The following is a 19,919-nucleotide window of genomic DNA, read 5'->3' on the forward strand; positions in this document are numbered from 1 at the left end:
TTTCAGGCGCGCCGGGTGATGCGGTCCATGACGCGGGTCGGCAGGATGCGCCGCAGCACCGAAGCCGCCCTTGCCGGCACCGTGACCGTGTAGCGCGGCCGCGGCCGCGGGCTTTCGAGCGCCCGCACCAGCACCGCACTGACGGCCGCAGGAGACAGTTCCCAGCGATCCTTGCGTGCGGGTGGATCATAGAGACGGTGCAGCAGGCTCTCGTATTCGGCGGCGCGTGCCGAGGCGCGCCAGTCGATCCAGCGTTCGAAATGCGGCACCGCGTTTTCGCGGATGCGGGTGGCGATGGGGCCCGGCTCGATCAGGATCACCTCGATCCCGGTGCCCGCCATCTCGAGCCGCAGCACATCCGTCAGCCCCTCGAGGGCGAATTTCGTCGCCACATAGGCGCCACGCCAGCGCGCGCCCACGAGGCCGAGGACCGACGAGCAGTTGACGATGCGCCCCGCGCCGCGCGCCCGCATGGCCGGAATCACCCGCCGTGTCAGATCGTGCCAGCCGAAGAGATTGGCCTGGAAGATCGCCTCGAGCGCGCCGCGCGGCAGATCCTCCACCGCTCCGGGGCAGGCATGGGCCCCGTTGTTGAACAGCGCATCGAGCCGCCCTTCCGTTCGCTCCAGCGCCTCGGCCGCGCCGCGTTCGACCGAGAGGGGATCGGCGTAATCGAGGGGAAAGCTCTCGAAACCCTCCTGGCGGAGCCGTTCGCAATCCGCTGGCTTGCGGCAGGAAGCGAGGACGCGCCAGCCGCGGCCGCGCAGCGTCCGGGCGGCATCGAGCCCGATGCCCGAGGAACAGCCGGTGATCAGGATGCTGCGCGAAGGCGCGGTCAAGGTCGTCATGGTCCGGGGGCCCCTTTCGCGTCCGTGCCTGACGCGGCAGGAGGACGGGCGCAAGGGGGGGCGTCCTGTCACCCGTCCGGGAGAGGGGCCAGATAGCGGGCCGACATCCACCCTTCGGTTCCGTCTTCGCCGCGCACGCGCAGCCAGTTCCCCTCGGCCCCGAGCACCTCCGTGCGCTGGCCGGCGACAAGCTGTCCCACCACCTCGAAGCCGGTGCCCGGACCGGCCCGCATGTTCACGCGATCACCCGTCACGATGCGGAACCCTCCCGGAATGCCGGACGCATCGCCCGCAGCTGCTGCATCGGCAGCGGTGCCGGTGGCGGTCTGCGGTGCGACAAGGGCGGTGGCAAGGGCCTCCTCGATGCGGCCGGCCAGATCGGGGGCGATGGTGGCCAGCGCGTCTCCGGGGGGCAAGAGGGCTCTCGGGCAGGGGTGCTCGCGTGCCCGCTGCGAGAGCGTCGAGCGCGGCCGGTGCCGTATCGGCGCGCGTGACCTGGGGTGTCGCGGCCCCGGAAGGCAGGCTGACGGGCGCCGCATCGGGATCGGGCGCGGTCACCGTGGCAAGGGGTCCTGTGCCGTTTCTGCCGCCCGCTCCGTCCGCCGGCGCGATGTCCGCTTCCGCGGTGACCGTCCCGGGCACGAAGTCGGCGCCGCCCGACAGTTCCCAGTAGAGCCAGCCGAGGAACAGGAAGGACAGGAGGATGAAGACTCTCATGGCCGCCTCTCGGTCGTTGGTCGTTGCGCGCCCATTTCCAAGGGGCCGATCGGGGCTCTGGCCCCCAACGGCATCCCATATAGCGCAGGAGGCGCGACAGATCAGCGTCCCCGTCGCGCCTTGCGGAGACGACTCCGATGTTCTAGCGAAGTTCCATGACCTCAGCCCCTCCGCCTTCCTCCGGGGACGGCGCTGCCGCCCTCCTGTCCGAGCCGCTGCGCCGCGCCATCGGCGAACGCTATCTGACCTATGCCCTGTCCACGATCATGCATCGCGCGCTGCCCGATGCGCGCGACGGCCTCAAGCCGGTGCACAGGCGCATCCTGTTCGCGATGCGCGAACTCCGGCTGACGCCGGAGGGGGGGTTCCGCAAGTCGGCCAAGATCTCGGGCGATGTGATGGGCAACTATCACCCGCACGGGGATGCCGCGATCTATGATGCGATGGCCCGCCTCGCGCAGGATTTCGCCATGCGCTACCCGCTGGTCGAGGGGCAGGGCAATTTCGGCAATATCGACGGCGACAACCCTGCCGCTGCCCGCTACACCGAGGCGCGCCTCACCCCCCTGGCCATGGCGATGATGGAGGGGCTTGACGAGGATGCGGTGGATCTGCGGCCGAACTATGATGGCACGCTGACCGAACCCGTCGTGCTGCCTGCGGCGGTGCCGCATCTTCTGGCCAACGGGGCCTCGGGCATCGCGGTGGGGATGGCGACCGCGATCCCGCCGCACAATCTCGACGAACTGATCGGCGCCTGCCTCGAGTTGATCCGCAGGCCGGACCTGCCGGATGACGCGCTGCTGACGCATGTGCCGGGGCCGGATTTCCCGACGGGGGGTGTCCTGGTCGAACCGCCCGAATCGATCGCCCAGGCCTACCGCACCGGGCGCGGCTCCTTCCGCCTGCGCGCAAGATGGACCGTGGAGGAGCTGGGCCGCGGGGCACGGCAGATCGTCGTCACCGAGATTCCTTACGGCGTGGCCAAATCCCGCCTGATCGAGAAGCTGGCCGAGATCGTCTCGAGCCGCAAACTTCCTGCCCTGGCCGATATCCGTGACGAGAGCGCGGGCGATGTACGCATCGTGCTTGAACCGAAGTCCCGTTCGGTCGATCCCGAGCAGCTCATGGGGATGCTGTTCCGTCTTTCGGATCTCGAGGTGCGGGTGCCGCTCAACATGAATGTGCTGATCGACGGTGTCACGCCGAAGGTCTGCTCGCTGCGGGAGGTGCTGCAGGCCTTCCTCGCCCACCGGCGCGAGGTATTGCGGCGGCGCTCTACGCATCGGCTCGCGCGGATCGCGCAGCGGCTCGAGGTGCTGGGCGGGCTTCTGCTGGCCTTTCTCAATCTCGACCGCGTGATCGACATCATCCGTTATGACGAGGACCCCAAGGGCGCCCTGATGGCCGAGGACTGGGCCCGGCCGCAGCCCCGCGCCGCTTCGGAGGAAGCCTATCTTTCCCCTCTGGTGCGGCAGGATGCAGCCTCTCCCGGATTGCGCATGACCGAGACGCAGGCCGAGGCGATCCTCAACATGCGGCTGCGCAGCCTGCGGCGGCTCGAGGAGATGGCGCTCGTCTCCGAGCGTGAGACGCTCGAGGCCGAGCAGAGGGAACTGCTGGCCCTGCTGGCCGATGAGGCTCTGCAATGGAAGGCGATCGCCGCCGATCTGCGCGAGATGCGCAAGCGTTTCGGGGCGAAGGCTCCGGGGGGCGCGCGCCGCACCGCCATCGAGGCAGCGCCCGAGGCCCCACCGATCACGCCCGAAGCCATGGTCGAGCGCGAACCCGTCACGGTGGTGCTGTCCGAGATGGGCTGGATCCGGGCACTCAAGGGCCATGGGGCCGGCGCCGAGCTGCGCTACAAGGACGGGGACCGCGGGCGCTTTCTTCTGGATGCCTGGACGACGGACAGGCTGCTGGTGCTGGGGGCGAACGGACGGCTCTATACGCTGGCAGTGGCCAACCTGCCCGGCGGGCGCGGCATGGGCGAACCCTTGCGCCTGATGATCGATCTCGATCTCGATTCGTCGGTCGTGGCAGTTCGGGTGCACCGGCCGGGGGGGATGCTGCTGATCGCCTCGGATGCGGGGTACGGATTCCTGCTATCCGAGGATGAGGCGCTGGCCCAGACGCGGGCAGGGCGCGTGGTGCTCAATCTGCCCGAAGGGGCACGGGCCGCGCATCTGGTGCCTGTCGAGGGCGACCATGTCGCCTGCATCGGACAGAACCGCAAGATGCTGATCTTTCCGATCTCCGAGCTGCCCCGGATGGGACGGGGCAAGGGCGTGCGGCTTCAGAGCTTCCGCGATGGCGGGCTGGCGGATGTCATCACCCTGAACCTGGCCGAGGGGCTGTCCTGGGCGCGTGGAGGGGGGCAAGGTGCGGCGCGAGCCCGACCTGACCGAATGGCTGGGCCGGCGGGGTCAGGCGGGTCGCATGGCGCCGCGCGGCTTTCCCCGCGACAACCGCTTTGCCCCTCTGCCGAAGGGAGAGGGGGCGAAGGGGGAGGGCTGAGATCCTGCGGCCATCCGGCTGGCCTCTGCCCCGTAAAGGCCCGTGAAGGCCCGTGAAGGCAGTCCGATCCCGGACGGCGATCCCGGAGGTGCTGCAGGAGGAGCCACGCCGGCATGGCCGGGCCGGACCGGATCGGGGCGCCGGCCTTTGGCCCGCTCTAGTAGAGCAGGTTCGGCAGGAACAGCACCAGCCCCGGCATGAACACCAGCGCCATCACCACAAGGGCAAGCGCCAGGAACAGCGGTACGGAGGCACGGCTGTATTCTCCGACGGGAACGCGCAGGATCGCACAGACGGCATACATGGCTGCTCCGACCGGGGGGGTGAAGTTGCCGAGGGTGGCCGCGATGATGAAGACCATCCCGAAATGCACCGGGTCGGCCCCCATGCCATGCATGATGGGCAGCACGATGGGCGTGAGCATGATGATGAGGATGGTGGCATCGATGAAGAACCCCGCCGCCAGGACCATCAGCGCGATGAGGAGCATCAGCGCCTCGCGGCTCTCGGTGAGACCGAGCATGGCGCGGGCGATGTCCTCGGGCAGACGTTCGAGGATGATGCCATAGGAAAAGGGCGCGCTGAGCGCGATCAGCAGCATCACCCCGCCGATATCGGCCAGCGAGGTCTCGATCGCCTCGTTCAGGCCGCGTCGGGTCAGTTCCCGGTAGATGACGATTCCGATCACCAGCGCATAGAACACGGCAAAGGCGCCGATCTCGGACGGTGTGAAGAGCCCCGAACGCAGACCGATCAGCAGCACGACGGGGAACAGCATCGCCCAGAAGCCCGCCCCCAGTGCCGAGATCAGCTCGGCCGGGCGGGCGCGGCGCATGCGCTCGGGCGGCCAGCCGCCGCGCCGGGCGATGACCGCGGTGGTCACCGCCAGCGCCAGCCACAGGCACAGTGCGGGCAGGATGCCGGCAGCGAACAGCCGCCCGATCGAGACATTGCCGATCGAGCCGTAGAGGATCATCCCGATCCCCGGGGGGATGATCGGCGTCAGCACGGCCCCGAAGGAGAGGATTCCGGCGACGAAGCCGCGCGACATGCCGCGGGCGATCATCTCCCCGCCGATCATGCGCGCCTGCATGGCCGCATCGGCAATGGCCGAGCCCGACACGCCGCCCATCAGGCCCGACAGGACCAGCGAGGCCTGCGCCAAGCCGCCGCGCAGCCGCCCCGTCAGCAGCGTGGCCAGATCGAGAAGCCGCACGGTGATGCCGCAGCGGTTCATCAGGTTGCCGGCCAGGATGAAGAGCGGAATCGCCAGCAGGGAAAAGTTCTGCGTCTGGGAGATGGCCTGCTGGGCAGGCTGGGTGAAGGGCAGCTCCGGATGCTGCATGAAGAATACCGCCCCCGCCGCCGGCAATGGCAAAGGCGACCGGCAGGCCCATGACCAGAAGCAGCACGAAGACGATGGCCACAAGGATCATAGGCCGGCCCTTTCATCGCTGTGCAGAAGGCGCCGGATCCGCCCGATCGTGGTGACGAGCATCAGTGCCGAACCCACTGGCAGCGCCATTGTCACCCAGGAATACGACACCCCCGGAATGCCCTGAAAGCTGCGCGCCCGGCTGACCCAGGCCAGCCAGCAGCCGGCGATCACCCCATAGATCAGGATCGCGGCGATGATCCCCAGATTGACCAGTGTCAGGATGCGCCGCGCGCGGTCGGGCAGGCGGCTTGAGAACAGGTCGAAGGCGATCAGCCGGTCCTGACGCCAGGCGATGTCGGCGGCCAGGAAGGTGGCCCAGGCGAAGAAGCAGGTTGCCAGGTCGATCGTCAGGTTGAGCGGGCGCCCCACCATGCGCGCCACGCCGCCGGTCAGGATCATCGCCACCATGGCGACAAGAAAGAAGCCCGCCAGACCCAGCTCGGCCCGTTGCAGCCAGGCGATGAGTCGCCCCTTCCGTCCCGTGTCCTCAGGCCGCCTGTCCTCCTCGGTCATGTCCTGATGTCCTGTGCTGCCTGCGGACCGATGCGCGGCACCGGATCGGCCCCGCGCCCCGATCCTGTCCGGCCCGTTCAGCGGCCCATGTCGGCCAGAAGCTGCGCCCGCGCCTCGGTGAGGCCCAGCACCTCATAGGCTCTTTCGCCGGCCGTGCGGAACGCCTCGATGTCCACATCCTCGACGATCGTCATGCCGCGGCGGATGAGTTCGGCCTTGGCCTCTTCCAGCGCGCCGGCAATCCTGGCCGATGTCTCCTGGCCGGCGGCGCGGCACTCCTCGGTCAGGGCGGCCTGCAGCTCGGCGGGCAGGCCGTCGAACCATGCCTCGCTGACGATCTGGAAATTCACGAGCAGGATATGGCCGGTTTCGTTGGCGTGGCTCAGGACCTCGTTGAGATTGGCTGCGGTGATGTTGGTGTAGACAAGTTCGGCGCCGTCCACCGCGCGGCTCTGAAGCCCCGTATAGATGTCGCCGAAGCTCATCGCGACCGGGGTGGCGCCGAGGGCGCGGATCGATTCCTGCCAGATCGGCGCCGGGGGCGTGCGGATACGCAGCCCGTCGAGATCCTCCGGTGTGCGCACGGGGCGGTTGGTGAAGAAGTGGCGCTGCCCCTGCACCCAGTCGAAGCAGACGACGCGGATGCCGTGATCCTCGGCCAACGCCTCGATCCAGCCCTGCATGGTGGGTGAATCGGCCAGTGCGAAGGCCTCTTGCATGTCCGCCACCATGTAGGGGCCGTTGACCACCGCGATCCCCGGCACATAGTTGCCAAGCCGCGCCGCATCCGTGTTCTGGCCGACATTGGCCCCCTGGCGGAGCTGTTCGATGATATCCTCTTCCACGCCCAGTTGCGCGGAGTGATAGACCTCGATCTGCAGCTGCCCGCCGGTGCGTTCGGCGACACGATCGGCCCAGGCCAGAAATCCCTGATGGAAGGGTTCGTTCGGCCCCAGCACATGGTTGAAGCGCAGGACAAAGCTGTCCTGCGCCTGTGCCGAAAGCGCCGCGGCGGCCGTCATGGCCAGCGTGGCGATGCTGATCTTCACGGCGGTCATTGTCAGTCCTCCCTCTGATGGTCTGCCCTTCACGGGTTGCCCGTCACCGCGGTCGGCATCGGGATCGAGGCCGCGGCGGCGATCTCCTCCATGGCGGCGATGGTGGATGGGTCGAGGGGCACGCCCTCCCGCTGGCGGCGGGCGGCTTCCTCCCATTCCCGGTCGCCGGGGGCGAGCACGCGCCCCCCCTCGACCGGGCGGCTGCCACGAAGCAGGGCCAGATACCGGCCCATCCCGTCCAGAAAGGCCTGTGCGCCGGCAAAGGCCGCCGGGTCCAGGGCAAGAACGAAGGCGCCCATGCGCCGCGGCGTGGACCAGTCCGGCCCCTGCATCGGCAGGATCTCGGGGCTGAGATTCATCCCCGTCATGACCGCCGACAGCACCTCGGCCAGTCCGGCCAGTCCGGCGCCCTTGTAGCCCTGTTCGCGCCCCAGCGGTGCGAGCATCGCCACGCCGGCGGGGTCGGTGGTATCGCGCCCCTCGGCATCCGAAGCCGTGCCCTCCGGAAGGGCCTGTTTCAGGGACTGTGCAAGCTTCACCCTGTTGAAGGGAATGGCGCTGGTGGCCATGTCGAACAGCCAGGGATAGCCCGGGGCAGGGGCGGCGGCGGCGATCGGGTTGGTGCCGTGGAACCGCTCGGCCCCGTCATGCAGCCGCACGAAGGCGTCCGAGTTGCACATCACCAGGCCGAACAATCCGGCTCGTGCGATCTCGAGCGCATAGGCCCCAGCCGGCCCGAAATGCGAGCTGCGCACCACCGCCACCGCAGCGGCACCGCTGACGCGGGCGAGCTCCACCGCATGGGTCGCCGCCAGATAGGTGCCGCGTGCGCCATGCCCGTCATCGGCATCGACGATGCCGCTGCCGGGTCGGGTCCTGCGGAATCGCAGCCGCGGCTGGCCATTCACCCGCCCTTCGCGGATGGCGCGGACATAATGCGGCAGCAGGCGGAAGCCGTGGCTGTCGATCCCGTGCAGACTGCCATGCAGCATCGCCCGCGTGGCGTCCTGCGCGCTGGGCCCGTCGGCGCCGGCGGCACGCAACGCCGCCTCGGAGAAGAGGCAGAGCGACTTGGCGGCAAAGCGGGTCACGGTCACAGCGTCTGCCCTCCGTCGACGACGATGACCGATCCGGTCATGAAGGCGGCTTCGTCCGAAGCCATCCAGACCGCTGCCGCCGCCATTTCCTGCGGGGTGCCGAGCCGGCCCATCGGCTGGCGCGCGATGAAGGCACGGCGTGTCGCCTCTGGGTCGGCGCTCGAATGGATGCGTTCCTCGAGCGAGGGCGAGGCCGTGGTGCCCGGGCACAGCGCGTTGCAGCGCACGCCCGCGGCGATGGAGTCGCGCGCGACCGATTTGGTCAGCCCGATCAGCGCCGCCTTGGTGGTGCCATAGGCGCAGCGCCCGGCCACACCACTGATGCTGGAGGCGACAGAGGCCACGTTGACGATGCTGCCCCGCCGACGCGCGATCATCCCCGGCAGGACCAGCCGGATCATCCGCACCGGCCCCATCACGTTGATCGCCCAGCTGCGGGCCCAGTCCTCCTCGCTGTTGTCGAGCAGTGTACCATCCGCCACCCAGCCGGCGCAGTTGACGAGAATGTCGACCTCTTCCTGCCCCAGGCTGGAGCCCAGCGCCTCCACCGACGCCGCATCGCCGACATCCAGAGCGACCGGACGGATGGCCGGATGATGCCCTGGCAGATCGGCCATCTTGTCCGCCGTCCGGCTGGCCGCGATCACCCGGGCCCCCTCGGCCGCGAAGGCCAAGGCGATGGCGCGGCCGATCCCCTGTCCTGCCCCCGTCACCAGAGCGCATCTGCCCTGCAGCCGTCCTGTCATGGCCCCTCCCTGCCGGGCGATTTTTGTATATTGTATACTGTATACGTTATGGCGGGTGCGGTGCAAGACCCGGCCCCCGGCGATCCTTCCGGGCGGCAGGGCAAGCTGGTATGGTGACGCATGGACCAGCGCGCGAGGACATCTGCACCGCAGACCGGGGCGGACAGTTATCTCTACCGGCGCGTGGCGGCCCTTCTGTCCGGAGAGATCGCGCAGGGGCGGATTGCCCGCGGAACCCGCCTGTATGAAAGCCGCGTTGCGGCGCGCTTTGGCATCTCGCGCAGTCCGGCGCGTCAGGCGCTGGAACTGCTGGCGCGCGAGGGTGTGCTTCAGGCCGTGGCCGCGCCGTCACGCGGCTTCGTGGTGGCGGACCGCAACGCCGCGCCGGAGAAAGGGCCAGAGGCGGCGAATCTGCCCGATCTGCCGCTGACCACGCGGCCGGCCTGGGAACGGATCCATGGCGCGGTTGTCGATGCCATCGCCAGCCGGATCGTCCTGTCCTCCTGGTGGATCAACGAAACGGCTCTGGGCGAGCATTTCGGCGTCTCCCGGACTGTGGCGCGCGAGGTCCTGGCCCGGCTTCAGGCGCAGGGCCTGGTGACCGTGGAGGGAAAACGCTGGATCGCCCCGCAGCTGACCGAGCAACGTGTGGACGAGCTCTATGACATGCGTGCGATCCTGGAATGCGCCGCCCTGCGCAAGGCGGCCCCTGGCTTTCCGCGGGCCCGTCTGCTCCAGATGCATGACCGCCTCCAGAAGGCCCTGGTCGGGCACCCCTCGGGCGAGGAGCTCGACCGACTCGAGGCCGATCTTCACGTGGACTTCCTCCAGTCCTGCCCGAACCGGATGCTACAACGTGCCGTCAGCCAGCATCAGGCCCTTCTGCTGGCGCACCGGTTCTTCTACCGCTGGACGGCGCGGATGTTCGATGTCGAACCCTTCCTGGCCGAGCATCTCCGGATTCTGGATCATGTCCTGGAAGGGCGCATCGACAACGCCGCCGAAACCCTGGACGCCCATCTGATGGCGTCCAAGCGCCGCGCCATGATGCGGATCGATCTGGTGCGGGCGATGATGCAGCCCGACGATCCGGGCTATCTGCGCCCGGCCGACTGACCCGGCTGCCTTGCACCATGCCGCACGGGGTTGCAGGGCCGGGATCCTCGCGGATAATGTTATGTTATAACGTAAAGGATATTCCCATGCCCGATACCCGCCTTCCCGTGACCGTGCTGTCCGGCTTTCTCGGCGCCGGCAAGACGACCCTCCTGAACCATGTGCTCAACAACCGGCAGGGCCGCCGTGTGGCCGTGATCGTCAACGACATGTCCGAAATCAACATCGATGCCGACCTCGTGCGCGAGGGAACGGATCTGAGCCGGACCGAAGAACGCCTTGTCGAGATGACCAATGGCTGCATCTGCTGCACCCTGCGCGAGGACCTTCTGACCGAGGTGCGGCGCCTGGCGGCGGAAAGACGCTTCGACCATCTCCTCATCGAAAGCACGGGCATCGCCGAACCCCTGCCGGTTGCCGCGACCTTCGAATTCCGCGACGCAGCAGGCCGCAGCCTGTCGGATGTCGCACGCCTCGACACCATGGTGACCGTGGTGGATGCGGTGAACCTCCTGCGGGATTTCGCAAGCCATGATTTCCTACGCGACAGGGGCGAATCCCTGGGCGAGGGCGATGACCGCACGCTCGTGACCCTGCTCACCGACCAGATCGAGTTTGCCGATGTGATCATCCTCAACAAGGTCACCGATGCCGGTCCCCAACGGGTGGATGCAGCACGCCGGATCATCAGGGCCCTCAATCCCGATGCCCGCCTGATCGAGACCGACCATGCCCGGGTCGATCCGGCCGCGATCCTCGGGACCGGGCTCTTCGACTTCGACAAGGCGCATCAGCATCCGCTCTGGGCCAAGGAACTCTACGGGTTCGCAGACCACACGCCGGAGACAGAGGAATACGGCATCGCCTCCTTCGTCTATCGTGTCCGCCGCCCCTTCGACCCCGCCCGCATCCATGCCGTGCTCAACGGCGATCTGCCGGGCGTGATCCGTGCCAAGGGACATTTCTGGATCGCCACACGCCTGGATTGGGTGGCCGAATTCAGCCTGGCCGGTGCCATCTCCTCGGTCGTGCCGCTCGGCCGCTGGTGGGCAGCGGTCCCCAGACAACGCTGGCCCGGTCATCCCGAAGCTCTGGCCGAGATCCGCAGGCGATGGATCGAACCCTGGGGCGACCGGCGGCAGGAACTGGTGTTCATCGGGGCGGGTCTCGATAGCGCCGCGCTGCAGGCACAGCTCGACGCCGCCCTTGTGCCCGACGAGCGCTTCGCCCCCGAAAGCTGGGCCGACCTGCCCGACCCCTTCCCCCGATGGCAGCAGCGCAGTGCCGCCTGAGAGGACAACGCAGCGCAGTGCCGCATGAGCGTCGGTAGGGCCCCGATGGTGCCCCCGAGGATGGCGCCACCCGAGGGCGCCCATGCCGCGGTTGCGCGTGACAGCGGTCATGCCCCTGACAGCGGCCCGCGCGCCCCTGACGGCCGCAGGCAGGACGCCCCCCCGACGGGCAGGACCCCCTCACGGTGCCCATGACCAAGAGCGGCCGCGACGGCAGCCATGGCGGCCATGACGGCGGCCATGACGGCGGCCTGTGCGGGGGGCCGCCGGGACGGTGGGCCGGAACGGAGGCCCTATCGCTCCTTCGGTGCCGCGACAGCACCCCGGGGGAGTGGCCCGGCCGGATCCCCAGACCGCCCGCAGCCCGCCCGCAGAGAAACCGCAGACAGACCCCAGGCCGCCCGATGCCCGCAGACAGACCGCCGCAGGACCCGAACCAAAGAGCAGACGGACCCAAGACCAGGCCCGCCAGAGCCGACCCCCCGGCCGCCCCCCCGCGGGGCGACCGGCCGGATGAACGGCCCCTGCGAATCACCCTGCCACAAACAGGTTAAAATCCCGTTAACACCGCAGGGAACACCGCAGGGAACACCGCCGCTCGCCCCGCCGGAGCCAAGCCGCAGACAGCGCCCGCCTCAGCCGCGGATCAGCCGCAGACCAGCCCCCCATCGACGATCAGATTCTGCCCCGTGATCGCCCGCGCCCAGGGCGAGGCGAAGAACAGGACGGCATCCGCCATCTCCTCGGGCGTGGTGACGCGGCCCAGCGGAGTCTGGGCGGCGATCAGATCGAAGACCGCGGGGGGGGTGGCGGCGCTGGCATCGGTGACGCGCAAAAGCCCGCCCGACACCATGTTCACCGTGACCCCGAGGGGGCCCAGATCCCGCGCCGCACTGCGGGTGAAGGCCAGAAGCGCCCCCTTGGCCGCGATATAGTCATGATAGGGAACCACCGGATTCTGCATCAGATTGGTGCCGATGGTGATCACCCGGCCAAAGCCCCGCGCGGCGAAATGGGGCCGCAGCGCCTGAAGGCAGCAGAGAGCCCCGCCGACGGCCGTTTCCATCTGGCGCGCCAGATCGGCCCAGGTCAGACGGTCGAGCGGGGTCCGGGCATCTCCGTTGAAGGCGAAGTCGGCCAGGGCATTGTGCACCAGCACATCCGGCGGCCCGAAGCGGTCGGCGATCTGCGCGACCATATGCGCCACCTCCTCAGGCCGGGTGACATCGGCCCCGAAGGCCGCCGTGCGGCTGCCCAGTTCGGCGGCCAGCCCTTCGGCGGCCTGCCGGCTGTTGCGGTAGTTGATCGCCACGCGGGCCCCTTCGCGTGCGAAGGCGCGGGCGATGGCGGCGCCGAGGCCCCGGCCGCCGCCGGTCACGAGCACGGTGAGTTCCGAAAGGGAAGGAGTCATGCGCAGGGTCCTGTCCGAAAGGCGTGGAAATGATGAACAGGCCCGTGCCCCCGGCCCACCGTCAGGGCCTCGGCCCCGGCGATGGCCGCAGAGAGCCAGGCCTTGGCCCGGGCAGCGGCCTCATCGAGCGGCAGCCCCTGCCCGAGGAACGCCGCCAGCGCGGCAGAGAGCGAGCAGCCGGTTCCGTGGCTGTGGCGCGTGGCATGGCGGGGGCCCGGCAGCCAGATGAGCCTGTCGGCCGTGGCCAGCAGGTCCGGGCTGTCCGCTGTGCCGAGATGCCCGCCCTTGAGCAGCACCGCCTGCGGCCCCAGACCGAGAAGCGCGCGTGCCTGGGCCTCCATCTCTGCGCGCGTGCGGGCCTCGGCGGTGCCGAGCAGGTCGGCCGCTTCGGGCAGGTTCGGCGTGATCACCCTGGCCAGGGGGAGCAGGCTGCGCAGGGCCGCGACGGCCTCGGGCACAAGAAGGCGGTCGCCGCTCTTGGCGACCATGACGGGATCGAGCACCACGGGGGCTTCGAGACCCGCCAAGGCCCGGGCCACGGCGGCGATGATCCCGGCGCTGCCCAGCATGCCGATCTTGACCGCGTCGATCCGGATATCGGCGCGGATGGCCGCGATCTGGGCGGCGACGAAATCCGGGTCCACCAGCAGCAGCCCTGTCACGCCGCAGCTGTTCTGGGCTGTCAGGGCGGTGATGACCGCCATGGCATAGCCTCCGCAGGCCGAGATCGCCTTGATGTCGGCCTGGATGCCGGCCCCGCCCGAAGGGTCCGATCCGGCGATGGACAGGATGTTCGGGATCATGCCGCGGCCTCCCATTCCCGCAGAAGGGCGCGGGTGGCAGCCTCGGGATCGCGGGCATGCATCACCGCCGAGACGACTGCCATTCCCGCCGCACCGGCCCGTCGGAGCGCCGACGCATCCCCCGGCCCGAGCCCGTCGATGGCGATGACCGGCACCGGCGAACGCGCCGTGATCCTTGCAAGGCCCGCAAGGCCCAGCGGGGGCGCATGGTCGGGCTTGGTCGCCGTGGCGCGCACCGGCCCTGCGCCGACATAGTCCACCACGCCGGGGGGGATGGCGGCGCATTGGGCCTCGGTCTCGATCGACAGGCCGAGCAGCCGCCCCGGCCCGAGCCGCGCCCGTGCCGCCACGGGATCGCCATCCCCCTGACCCAGATGCAGCCCGTCTGCCTTGGCGGCCAGGGCCACCTCCAGCCGGTCGTTGACGATCAGACGGACGCCGAGGGCGCGCAGCTCGGCCCCCAGGGCGCGGGCCAGCGGCACCAGTTCGGCATCCGTCGCGGTCTTGTCGCGCAGTTGCACCGCCCAGGCGCCACCGCGGGCGGCTGCGCGGGCCTGATCCATGACGGGCAGGGGAGCCAGCGGATCGGTGATCGCGTAGACGGGGCCGATCATGCCGGGGTCACCCTGGCGCCGGCATCGAGCGCCGCCGGCGTCAGCGCTGCCAGGGCATCGAGGAAGGCCGGCTGGAAGCTGCCCGGCCCCGGGCCGATCGGGCCGCGGTTTCGCCGGCAAGCCCGTAGAAGGCCAGCGCGGCCGTCGTCGCCGCGAGCGCCGGCTGACCGACGCAGAAGGCCGCGATGACGCCATTCAGCGCACAGCCCAGCGCCGTGACGCGCGGCATCAGCGGATGGCCGTTCGCCACGCGATAGGCCTCTTTGCCGTCGGTCACGTAATCCACGGGGCCGGAGACGGCGACGATGCCGCCCGTCCGGCACGCCAGCAGGCGGGCGGCTTCGGCCGCGGCCTCGACGCTGTCGCCGGCATCGACCCCGCGCGCTGCGCCTTCGAGCCCCGCCAGAGCCCTGATCTCGGACGCATTGCCCCGGATGACGGTCGGCCGCAGGGCGATCAGCCGCTCCGACAGCGCCTGCCGGAAGCGCGTCGCCCCGACGCCCACCGGGTCGAACACCCAGGGACGGCCGGCCCCGTTCATGACGGCGGCCGCCTCTTCCATCGCGGTGCCCCAGTCCGGATCGGCCGTGCCGATGTTCACGGTGAGCGCATGGGCGAGGGTCGCGAATTCGGCCGCTTCCTCGCGTGCATGGACCATGGCCGGCGAGGCCCCTGCCGCGATCAGGACATTCGCCATCACGGCCATGGCGACGAAATTGGTGATGTTGTGCACCAGTGGCGCGGTCTCGCGCATCCGTGCGAGGCAGGATCCCGGTTCGTCCATCTTTCTCTCCCCCGGCGGGCGCGGGGGGTGGCGATACGGGATCGGGCAAGGGCCGCCCGGGCACGCATCGCGGACTCCCTACGCCAGCATGATCTGGTTCAGGTTCGAAGGGTGCTTCTCAGCCCGCGGTCGCCCGCGGACGCCCCTGTCCGTGCCTGCAGGGAATGTCAGGCCGCCGGGACTGTCAATCCCCCGTCCCGGCCGGATCCGGACCGGACGATCTGATCATCCAGATGTTGTGACCGGGGTTCTTCTCCCAGACCCGCGTCTGCCAGTCCTTGTCCATCCGATCCATGTCGGCCACGAATTCCAGCCGCCCGCCGCAGGGCGCATGCACGAAGCGGTAGACATTGGAGCCCAGCCTGTGCCGTCCGGGGCGGCGGCTTTCCTTCCAGCCGGCCTCGATCATCCGGTTGCCGGCCTCCATCACCGCATCGAAATCCCACAGCTCCACGGCGATGTGGTTGATCCCGGCCCGGTCCGGCCGGAAGCAGAGAAAGAAGTTGTGATGCTCCACATCGCCTTCGGCCTGCAGGAAGGTGCCGGTGTCGAGCACCTTGTCCACGGGCTTGAACCCCAGCGGGCCGCACCAGAAGGCCAAGGCAGCCTCGTTCGCGGCCCGGGGGATGTTGTAGGCGCAATGCACGATGCGCAGGGCAGGGGGGCTGCCATAGGCCGACAGCCTTTCATTCACGCGGCCACGGTGATCGCCCTGGTTTCGCTGGCGCAACCGGACCGGGGCGGCTTCGCGCGCCATCACCCGGAAGCCGAGGGCAAGACCGGTCGGATCGCGGCTGTGCAGGCCCTCGCCCTCGCGACGGGCCGCCGGACCCAGTCGATCGGCCAGGATCGCCAGATCGGCCGCCCTCTCCACCCCCCAGACGAGTTCGCGCAGGGTGGGCCCCGGTTCCACGGCGGGCGGCAGGGCCGGATCGTCGGCCGGGCGCAAGGTGACGATCTGGTTCTCCAGGGTGCGGAAGCGCCGGACCGGCCCCCCATTGGGCCCCCGTCGGGCCCCCCGTCGGGCAGACTCTCGAACCCGGCATCCGCGAAGAAACGTGCCGAGGCCTCCATGTCGTCCACCCCGTAGACGACCTCCTCGATCCGAACGATCCCCATCGCATCCTCCCTTTCCCCTGGCGCTCCACGGCCGCAGCATAAGCCGGATCGCGCGGCCCGCCCCCCCCCCGATTGTCGATCCTGTCATGACTTCGCGTTGCAGGAGTGGGGCAGGCCAGACGGCGGTCGGACGATTATGGTCCCCCCGGGAACGGGAGGACCGGCATGGACGGGTTCGCAAACCTGATCGGCGGAGAATGGATCGCGGGGACCGACTGGACGGAGGATGTCAATCCGTCGGACCTGTCGGACAGGATCGGCCGCTTTCCGCGCGGCACGGCCGCGGATGTGAACGCCGCCGTCGCCGCCGCGCGCCAGGCCCAGCCCCTCTGGGCCGGTGCGACACCGGCCGAGCGCCATGCCGTGCTGTCCCGCATCGCCGCGCGGATCCTGGCCGATGCCGAACGGCTCGGGCGGGAACTGTCGCGCGAGCAGGGCAAGACCCTGGCCGAGGGCCGCGCCGAGGCGATCCGCGCCGGGCAGATCTTCGACTTCCATGCCGGCGAGGCCCTGCGGCAGGAGGGCCTGGCCATCCCCTCGTTGCGCGCAGGCGTCGAGATCGAGGTCACCCGCGTGCCGGTCGGCACGGTGGGGGTGATCACCCCCTGGAACTATCCGCTGGCGATCCCGGCCTGGAAGATCGCCCCGGCCCTGGCCTGGGGCAATGCGGTGATCTTCAAGCCCGCCGATCTGGTGCCGCATTCGGCGGTGCTGCTGGCACGGATCATCGCCGAATCCGGCCTGCCGGCGGGGGTCTTCAACCTGGTCATGGGGCGCGGTTCGGTGGTGGGAGAGGCGATGCTGACCCATCCCCACATCGATGCGATCAGCATCACCGGATCGCAGGCGACGGGGCTGCGCGTCGCACAGGCCGCCGCCGCCCGCTTCCCGCTCAAGAAGGTCCAGCTCGAACTGGGGGGAAAGAACCCCCTGGTGGTGCTGGACGATGCGGATCTGGCGGTGGCGGTGCCGGCGGCGATCAACGGCGCCTTCCACGGCACCGGCCAGCGCTGCACGGCCTCGTCCCGGCTGATCGTCACCGAAGGCATCCATGACCGTTTCGTCGCCGCCCTGACCGAGGCGATGCAGGGGCTGACCGTCGGGCATGCGCTCGACCCCGCGACGGTGGTGGGACCGGTGGTCGATGCCGGACAGTTGCAGCAGAACCTCGACTACATCGCCATCGGCCGCGCCGAGGGTGCGCGTCTGATCGTCGGCGGCGAGCGGCTCGAGCGGCCGACCGAAGGCTTCTACATGGCCCCGGCCCTGTTCACCGAGGCGACGAACGCCATGCGCATCTGCCGCGAGGAGATCTTCGGCCCCATCGCCGCGGTCATCCGGGTGCGCGACTACGAGGAGGCCCTCGCCGTCGCCAACGACACGGAATTCGGCCTGTCTGCGGGCATCTGCACGACCAGCCTGAAGCATGCGCATCATTTCCGGCGGCATGCGGCGGCGGGCCTGGTGATGGTGAACCTGCCGACGGCCGGGGTGGATTTCCATGTCCCCTTCGGCGGGCGGAAGGGCAGCAGCCACGGGCCGCGTGAACAGGGGCGTGCCGCGGTCGAGTTCTACACCACAACCCGGACGGCCTATCTGGCGCCCTGACCGGCCCTTCCTTCACGGATCCCCCGATGAGCCTGACCCTGACCCGCCTGCGCCACGGTCCCCGGTTCCGCCGCCTGATCCTGCAGGGGCGCGAGAGGCTGACACCGGGGATGATGCGGCTGCGCTTCACCTCGCCCGAGATGGCCGGCTTTGCCGCCCCCGGCTTCGACGACCATGTCCGGCTGTTCTTTCCGCCCCCTGGCGCGGAACTGCCGGCACCCCGTCAGGGCGAAGGGCGGCTGGTCTGGCCCGATCCCGTCCCGGCGGCGCGCGATTTCACCCCGCGCCGCCATGATCCGGAGCGGGGCATCCTGACCATCGACTTCGTGCTGCACGAAGGGGGGGTGGCGTCGGACTGGGCCCTGCATGCCCCGCCGGGGGCGGCCATCGGGATGGGCGGGCCGCGCGGATCCGTCCTGATCGAGGGACAGGCCGATCACGAGATCCTTCTGGGCGATGCCACCGCCCTGCCGGCCATCGCCAGACGGCTCGAGACGCTGCCCGGGGGACAGCGGGCGATCGTCCGCATCGAGGTGACCGACCGGCAGGAGGAGCTGCCCCTGCCGATCCCGCCGGGGGTCGATCTGCGCTGGCTCCATTCCGGCAGGGGAGAGACGCTGGCCCGATGGGGCGAAGCGCTGGATCTGCCCCCGGGCGAGGTCTTCGTCTTCTGCGCGGGCGAGGCGGCGACGGTGTCCCGGATCCGCGCCCGTCTCGATGCGCTGGGCCATCCCGAAGGGCTGCGCCGTCTGGCCAATTACTGGCGCGCGGGGACAGCGGGCTGAGATTTGCGCTGACAGAATCAGACAGGGGGGGAGATCCAGGATGACTCAGGAGCCGTCGCCGCAACCGCCGGACAGTCTCGAGGAGGCGATTGCCCGTGCGGGTTCGCCGATGCATCTGCTGTGGAAGCCGGGCGTGCCGCACTGGTCGGTGCCGGTGGTGCCGCCCGAACATGCGGGATGGGCGGCCGAACAGGCGGCCTGGCGCGAGGGCGTGGTGCTCAAGGAGCTGTCCCATCACATGTGGGACCTGTTCATCGAGGGGCCCGATGCGCTGGATCTGCTGCGTCACGTCAGCGCCAATGACTACGAGCATTTCGCGATCGGCCAGGCCAAGCAGTTCATCCCCGTCACCCCGCGCGGCCATATCGTCACCGACGGCATCCTGATGCGCAGCGGCGAACAGTCCTTCATCCTGTCCGGGGTCCCCGCCGCGCAGACATGGGTGCGCTATCATGCCGCCCGCTCCGGGGCGGCGGTGACGCTGGAATCCGACCCCGATTCCTCGGTCCGCCGGGATCGCCCGCCGCGGCTGTTCCGCCTCCAGATCCAGGGGCCGCGGGCGCTCGAGGTGGTGGCCAGGGCCTTCGGGGGGCCCCGTGCCGGCGATGAAGTTCTTCCATTCCGTGGAGGTCGAGCTGGCCGGTCACCGGCTGCGCGCCTTCCGTCACGGCATGGCCGGGCAGGCGGGATACGAGTTCATCGGCGACTGGGCCGGCCATGATGCGGTGGAGCAGGCCCTTCTCATGGCCGGGGAACCCAGCGGCCTGATCCGGGTGGGGGGCAAGGCCTATTTCACCAACGGCATCGAATCGGGCTGGATTCCGACGCCGACGCCCGGCATCTACACCGACCCCGATCTGGCCGATTACCGCCGGTTCATCCCCTTCATGTCCTTCGAGGCCCAGCGCGGCCTTTCAGGCAGCTTCTTCTCTCCTGACATCGAAGCCTATTACTGCACCCCCTGGGAACTGGGCTATGGGCGTTCGATCGCCTTCAATCACGACTTCATCGGGCGCGAGGCGCTGGAGGCCGCGCGGGACCGGACGAGGCGGCAGCGGATGACGCTGGTCTTCGACCCGGAGGATGTCCGGCGCGTCTTCGGGAGTCTCTCTCGGATTACCGGCTGTCCTATCAGCGCCACCGGATCGAGGCCGGGGGCCGGCTTGTCGGCATGACCTTCTACAGCGCCATCATTGCGCCCGTGGGCACGATGCTGTCTCTGGTCCTGATCGATCGCGATCACGCCGAGCCCGGCCGGCAGGTCGAGGTCGTCTGGGGCGATCACCCCGGGCCGGGCACCGATCCGGAGGCCGATCCGGGACTGCCGCGCATCAGGGCAAGGGTCGCCCCCTCGCCCTTCGATGCCTATGCGCGCGAGAAATACCGCGCCGACTGATGCCCGGTGGCGCCTGACGCTGCCGCATGACCGCCGCAGGATACCGGCCGCTGTCAC

The 19,919-nt window shown here is 69.6% G+C and carries 18 protein-coding genes, 2 pseudogenes and 1 riboswitch; of the genes and pseudogenes, 8 read left to right on the plus strand and 12 right to left on the minus strand.

What is annotated here, in order from left to right; all coding sequences use genetic code 11:
- Positions 1-2: 2 nt before the first annotated feature.
- Positions 3-848: an SDR family NAD(P)-dependent oxidoreductase gene (locus tag RUTHE_RS14040; RefSeq protein WP_021099140.1), complete on the minus strand. Its 846-nt coding sequence runs from the start codon at positions 846-848 to the stop codon at positions 3-5.
- A gap of 68 nt (positions 849-916) precedes the next feature.
- On the minus strand, positions 917-1,264 hold the full coding sequence (locus RUTHE_RS14045) for an SH3 domain-containing protein (protein ID WP_021099141.1): 348 nt from the start codon (positions 1,262-1,264) through the stop codon (positions 917-919).
- A 456-nt stretch (positions 1,265-1,720) separates the two neighbouring features.
- Here RUTHE_RS14045 and RUTHE_RS14050 point away from each other — a divergent pair.
- A pseudogene (locus RUTHE_RS14050) lies at positions 1,721-4,082 on the plus strand (DNA topoisomerase IV subunit A).
- Between the two features lie 157 nt (positions 4,083-4,239).
- On the opposite strand, the gene RUTHE_RS14055 reads toward RUTHE_RS14050, so the two are convergent.
- From RUTHE_RS14055 to RUTHE_RS14075, 5 genes are all read right to left on the minus strand, one after another.
- Positions 4,240-5,427, minus strand: a complete 1,188-nt coding sequence (locus tag RUTHE_RS14055; protein WP_021099143.1) for a TRAP transporter large permease — start codon at positions 5,425-5,427, stop codon at positions 4,240-4,242.
- An 87-nt stretch (positions 5,428-5,514) separates the two neighbouring features.
- Positions 5,515-6,033, minus strand: coding sequence for a TRAP transporter small permease (locus RUTHE_RS14060; protein WP_021099144.1), 519 nt, complete (start codon positions 6,031-6,033; stop codon positions 5,515-5,517).
- A gap of 77 nt (positions 6,034-6,110) precedes the next feature.
- Positions 6,111-7,091 carry a C4-dicarboxylate TRAP transporter substrate-binding protein gene (locus tag RUTHE_RS14065; protein ID WP_021099145.1) on the minus strand — a complete coding sequence of 327 codons (981 nt, stop codon included), beginning with the start codon at positions 7,089-7,091 and terminating at the stop codon, positions 6,111-6,113.
- A gap of 29 nt (positions 7,092-7,120) precedes the next feature.
- Positions 7,121-8,188, minus strand: coding sequence for an Ldh family oxidoreductase (locus RUTHE_RS14070; RefSeq protein ID WP_021099146.1), 1,068 nt, complete (start codon positions 8,186-8,188; stop codon positions 7,121-7,123).
- The gene (locus tag RUTHE_RS14075; protein WP_021099147.1) at positions 8,185-8,934 is read right to left on the minus strand and encodes an SDR family oxidoreductase; all 750 of its coding nucleotides are present in this window, start codon (positions 8,932-8,934) and stop codon (positions 8,185-8,187) included. Before RUTHE_RS14075 ends, RUTHE_RS14070 begins: the two co-directional genes overlap by 4 nt.
- 120 nt (positions 8,935-9,054) lie before the next feature.
- Here RUTHE_RS14075 and RUTHE_RS14080 point away from each other — a divergent pair, with 120 nt between their 5' ends.
- On the plus strand, positions 9,055-10,050 hold the full coding sequence (locus RUTHE_RS14080; RefSeq protein WP_021099148.1) for a GntR family transcriptional regulator: 996 nt from the start codon (positions 9,055-9,057) through the stop codon (positions 10,048-10,050).
- An 86-nt stretch (positions 10,051-10,136) separates the two neighbouring features.
- The gene (locus tag RUTHE_RS14085; protein ID WP_021099149.1) at positions 10,137-11,342 is read left to right on the plus strand and encodes a GTP-binding protein; all 1,206 of its coding nucleotides are present in this window, start codon (positions 10,137-10,139) and stop codon (positions 11,340-11,342) included.
- Positions 11,343-11,988: 646 nt separating this feature from the next.
- Here RUTHE_RS14085 and RUTHE_RS14090 read toward each other — a convergent pair.
- The 5 genes and pseudogenes from RUTHE_RS14090 to RUTHE_RS14110 form a co-directional block, all read right to left on the minus strand.
- Positions 11,989-12,753, minus strand: coding sequence for a 3-oxoacyl-ACP reductase (locus tag RUTHE_RS14090; protein ID WP_021099150.1), 765 nt, complete (start codon positions 12,751-12,753; stop codon positions 11,989-11,991).
- The gene (gene thiD / locus RUTHE_RS14095) at positions 12,750-13,556 is read right to left on the minus strand and encodes a bifunctional hydroxymethylpyrimidine kinase/phosphomethylpyrimidine kinase (protein ID WP_021099151.1); all 807 of its coding nucleotides are present in this window, start codon (positions 13,554-13,556) and stop codon (positions 12,750-12,752) included. Before thiD ends, RUTHE_RS14090 begins: the two co-directional genes overlap by 4 nt.
- Positions 13,553-14,170, minus strand: a complete 618-nt coding sequence (gene thiE / locus RUTHE_RS14100) for a thiamine phosphate synthase (RefSeq protein ID WP_021099152.1) — start codon at positions 14,168-14,170, stop codon at positions 13,553-13,555. The genes thiD and thiE overlap by 4 nt, the downstream gene beginning before the upstream one ends.
- A pseudogene (thiM, locus tag RUTHE_RS14105) lies at positions 14,167-14,954 on the minus strand (hydroxyethylthiazole kinase). The gene thiE and the pseudogene thiM overlap by 4 nt, the downstream one beginning before the upstream one ends.
- Before the next feature lie 58 nt (positions 14,955-15,012).
- Positions 15,013-15,111, minus strand: a riboswitch (TPP riboswitch).
- A gap of 27 nt (positions 15,112-15,138) precedes the next feature.
- Positions 15,139-15,903 (minus strand): VOC family protein, encoded by a 765-nt coding sequence (locus RUTHE_RS14110; RefSeq protein ID WP_021099154.1) that lies wholly within the window; start codon positions 15,901-15,903, stop codon positions 15,139-15,141.
- A 335-nt stretch (positions 15,904-16,238) separates the two neighbouring features.
- Here RUTHE_RS14110 and RUTHE_RS14115 point away from each other — a divergent pair, with 335 nt between their 5' ends.
- Genes RUTHE_RS14115 through RUTHE_RS17160 form a run of 5 tightly spaced genes read left to right on the plus strand, consistent with a single transcriptional unit; the run spans position 16,239 to position 19,862 of the window.
- Positions 16,239-17,681, plus strand: a complete 1,443-nt coding sequence (locus RUTHE_RS14115; RefSeq protein ID WP_021099155.1) for an aldehyde dehydrogenase family protein — start codon at positions 16,239-16,241, stop codon at positions 17,679-17,681.
- A 26-nt stretch (positions 17,682-17,707) separates the two neighbouring features.
- Positions 17,708-18,466, plus strand: coding sequence for a siderophore-interacting protein (locus tag RUTHE_RS14120; RefSeq protein WP_021099156.1), 759 nt, complete (start codon positions 17,708-17,710; stop codon positions 18,464-18,466).
- A 40-nt stretch (positions 18,467-18,506) separates the two neighbouring features.
- Entirely contained in the window at positions 18,507-19,187 is a 681-nt protein-coding gene (locus RUTHE_RS18805; protein WP_021099157.1) for a Glycine cleavage system T protein (aminomethyltransferase), read from the plus strand.
- Positions 19,138-19,641, plus strand: coding sequence for a hypothetical protein (locus RUTHE_RS18810; RefSeq protein WP_021099158.1), 504 nt, complete (start codon positions 19,138-19,140; stop codon positions 19,639-19,641). Before RUTHE_RS18805 ends, RUTHE_RS18810 begins: the two co-directional genes overlap by 50 nt.
- Positions 19,638-19,862, plus strand: a complete 225-nt coding sequence (locus tag RUTHE_RS17160) for a hypothetical protein (protein WP_021099159.1) — start codon at positions 19,638-19,640, stop codon at positions 19,860-19,862. Before RUTHE_RS18810 ends, RUTHE_RS17160 begins: the two co-directional genes overlap by 4 nt.
- The last annotated feature ends 57 nt before the right edge of the window (positions 19,863-19,919 follow it).

The organism is Rubellimicrobium thermophilum DSM 16684, from assembly GCF_000442315.1.
Taxonomy (GTDB): domain Bacteria; phylum Pseudomonadota; class Alphaproteobacteria; order Rhodobacterales; family Rhodobacteraceae; genus Rubellimicrobium; species Rubellimicrobium thermophilum.

Bases quoted from the DNA above. Each gene is read 5' to 3' on its own strand.
- RUTHE_RS14090 (WP_021099150.1), bottom strand. From the start codon at position 12,753: ATGACTCCTTCCCTTTCGGAACTCACCGTGCTCGTGACCGGCGGCGGC.
- RUTHE_RS17160 (WP_021099159.1), top strand. From the start codon at position 19,638: ATGACCTTCTACAGCGCCATCATTGCGCCCGTGGGCACGATGCTGTCT.
- RUTHE_RS18805 (WP_021099157.1), top strand. From the start codon at position 18,507: ATGACTCAGGAGCCGTCGCCGCAACCGCCGGACAGTCTCGAGGAGGCG.
- RUTHE_RS14060 (WP_021099144.1), bottom strand. From the start codon at position 6,033: ATGACCGAGGAGGACAGGCGGCCTGAGGACACGGGACGGAAGGGGCGA.
- RUTHE_RS14120 (WP_021099156.1), top strand. From the start codon at position 17,708: ATGAGCCTGACCCTGACCCGCCTGCGCCACGGTCCCCGGTTCCGCCGC.
- RUTHE_RS14040 (WP_021099140.1), bottom strand. From the start codon at position 848: ATGACGACCTTGACCGCGCCTTCGCGCAGCATCCTGATCACCGGCTGT.
- RUTHE_RS18810 (WP_021099158.1), top strand. From the start codon at position 19,138: ATGGCCGGGCAGGCGGGATACGAGTTCATCGGCGACTGGGCCGGCCAT.
- RUTHE_RS14085 (WP_021099149.1), top strand. From the start codon at position 10,137: ATGCCCGATACCCGCCTTCCCGTGACCGTGCTGTCCGGCTTTCTCGGC.
- RUTHE_RS14115 (WP_021099155.1), top strand. From the start codon at position 16,239: ATGGACGGGTTCGCAAACCTGATCGGCGGAGAATGGATCGCGGGGACC.
- thiD (WP_021099151.1), bottom strand. From the start codon at position 13,556: ATGATCCCGAACATCCTGTCCATCGCCGGATCGGACCCTTCGGGCGGG.
- thiE (WP_021099152.1), bottom strand. From the start codon at position 14,170: ATGATCGGCCCCGTCTACGCGATCACCGATCCGCTGGCTCCCCTGCCC.
- RUTHE_RS14075 (WP_021099147.1), bottom strand. From the start codon at position 8,934: ATGACAGGACGGCTGCAGGGCAGATGCGCTCTGGTGACGGGGGCAGGA.
- RUTHE_RS14080 (WP_021099148.1), top strand. From the start codon at position 9,055: ATGGACCAGCGCGCGAGGACATCTGCACCGCAGACCGGGGCGGACAGT.
- RUTHE_RS14055 (WP_021099143.1), bottom strand. From the start codon at position 5,427: ATGCAGCATCCGGAGCTGCCCTTCACCCAGCCTGCCCAGCAGGCCATC.
- RUTHE_RS14065 (WP_021099145.1), bottom strand. From the start codon at position 7,091: ATGACCGCCGTGAAGATCAGCATCGCCACGCTGGCCATGACGGCCGCC.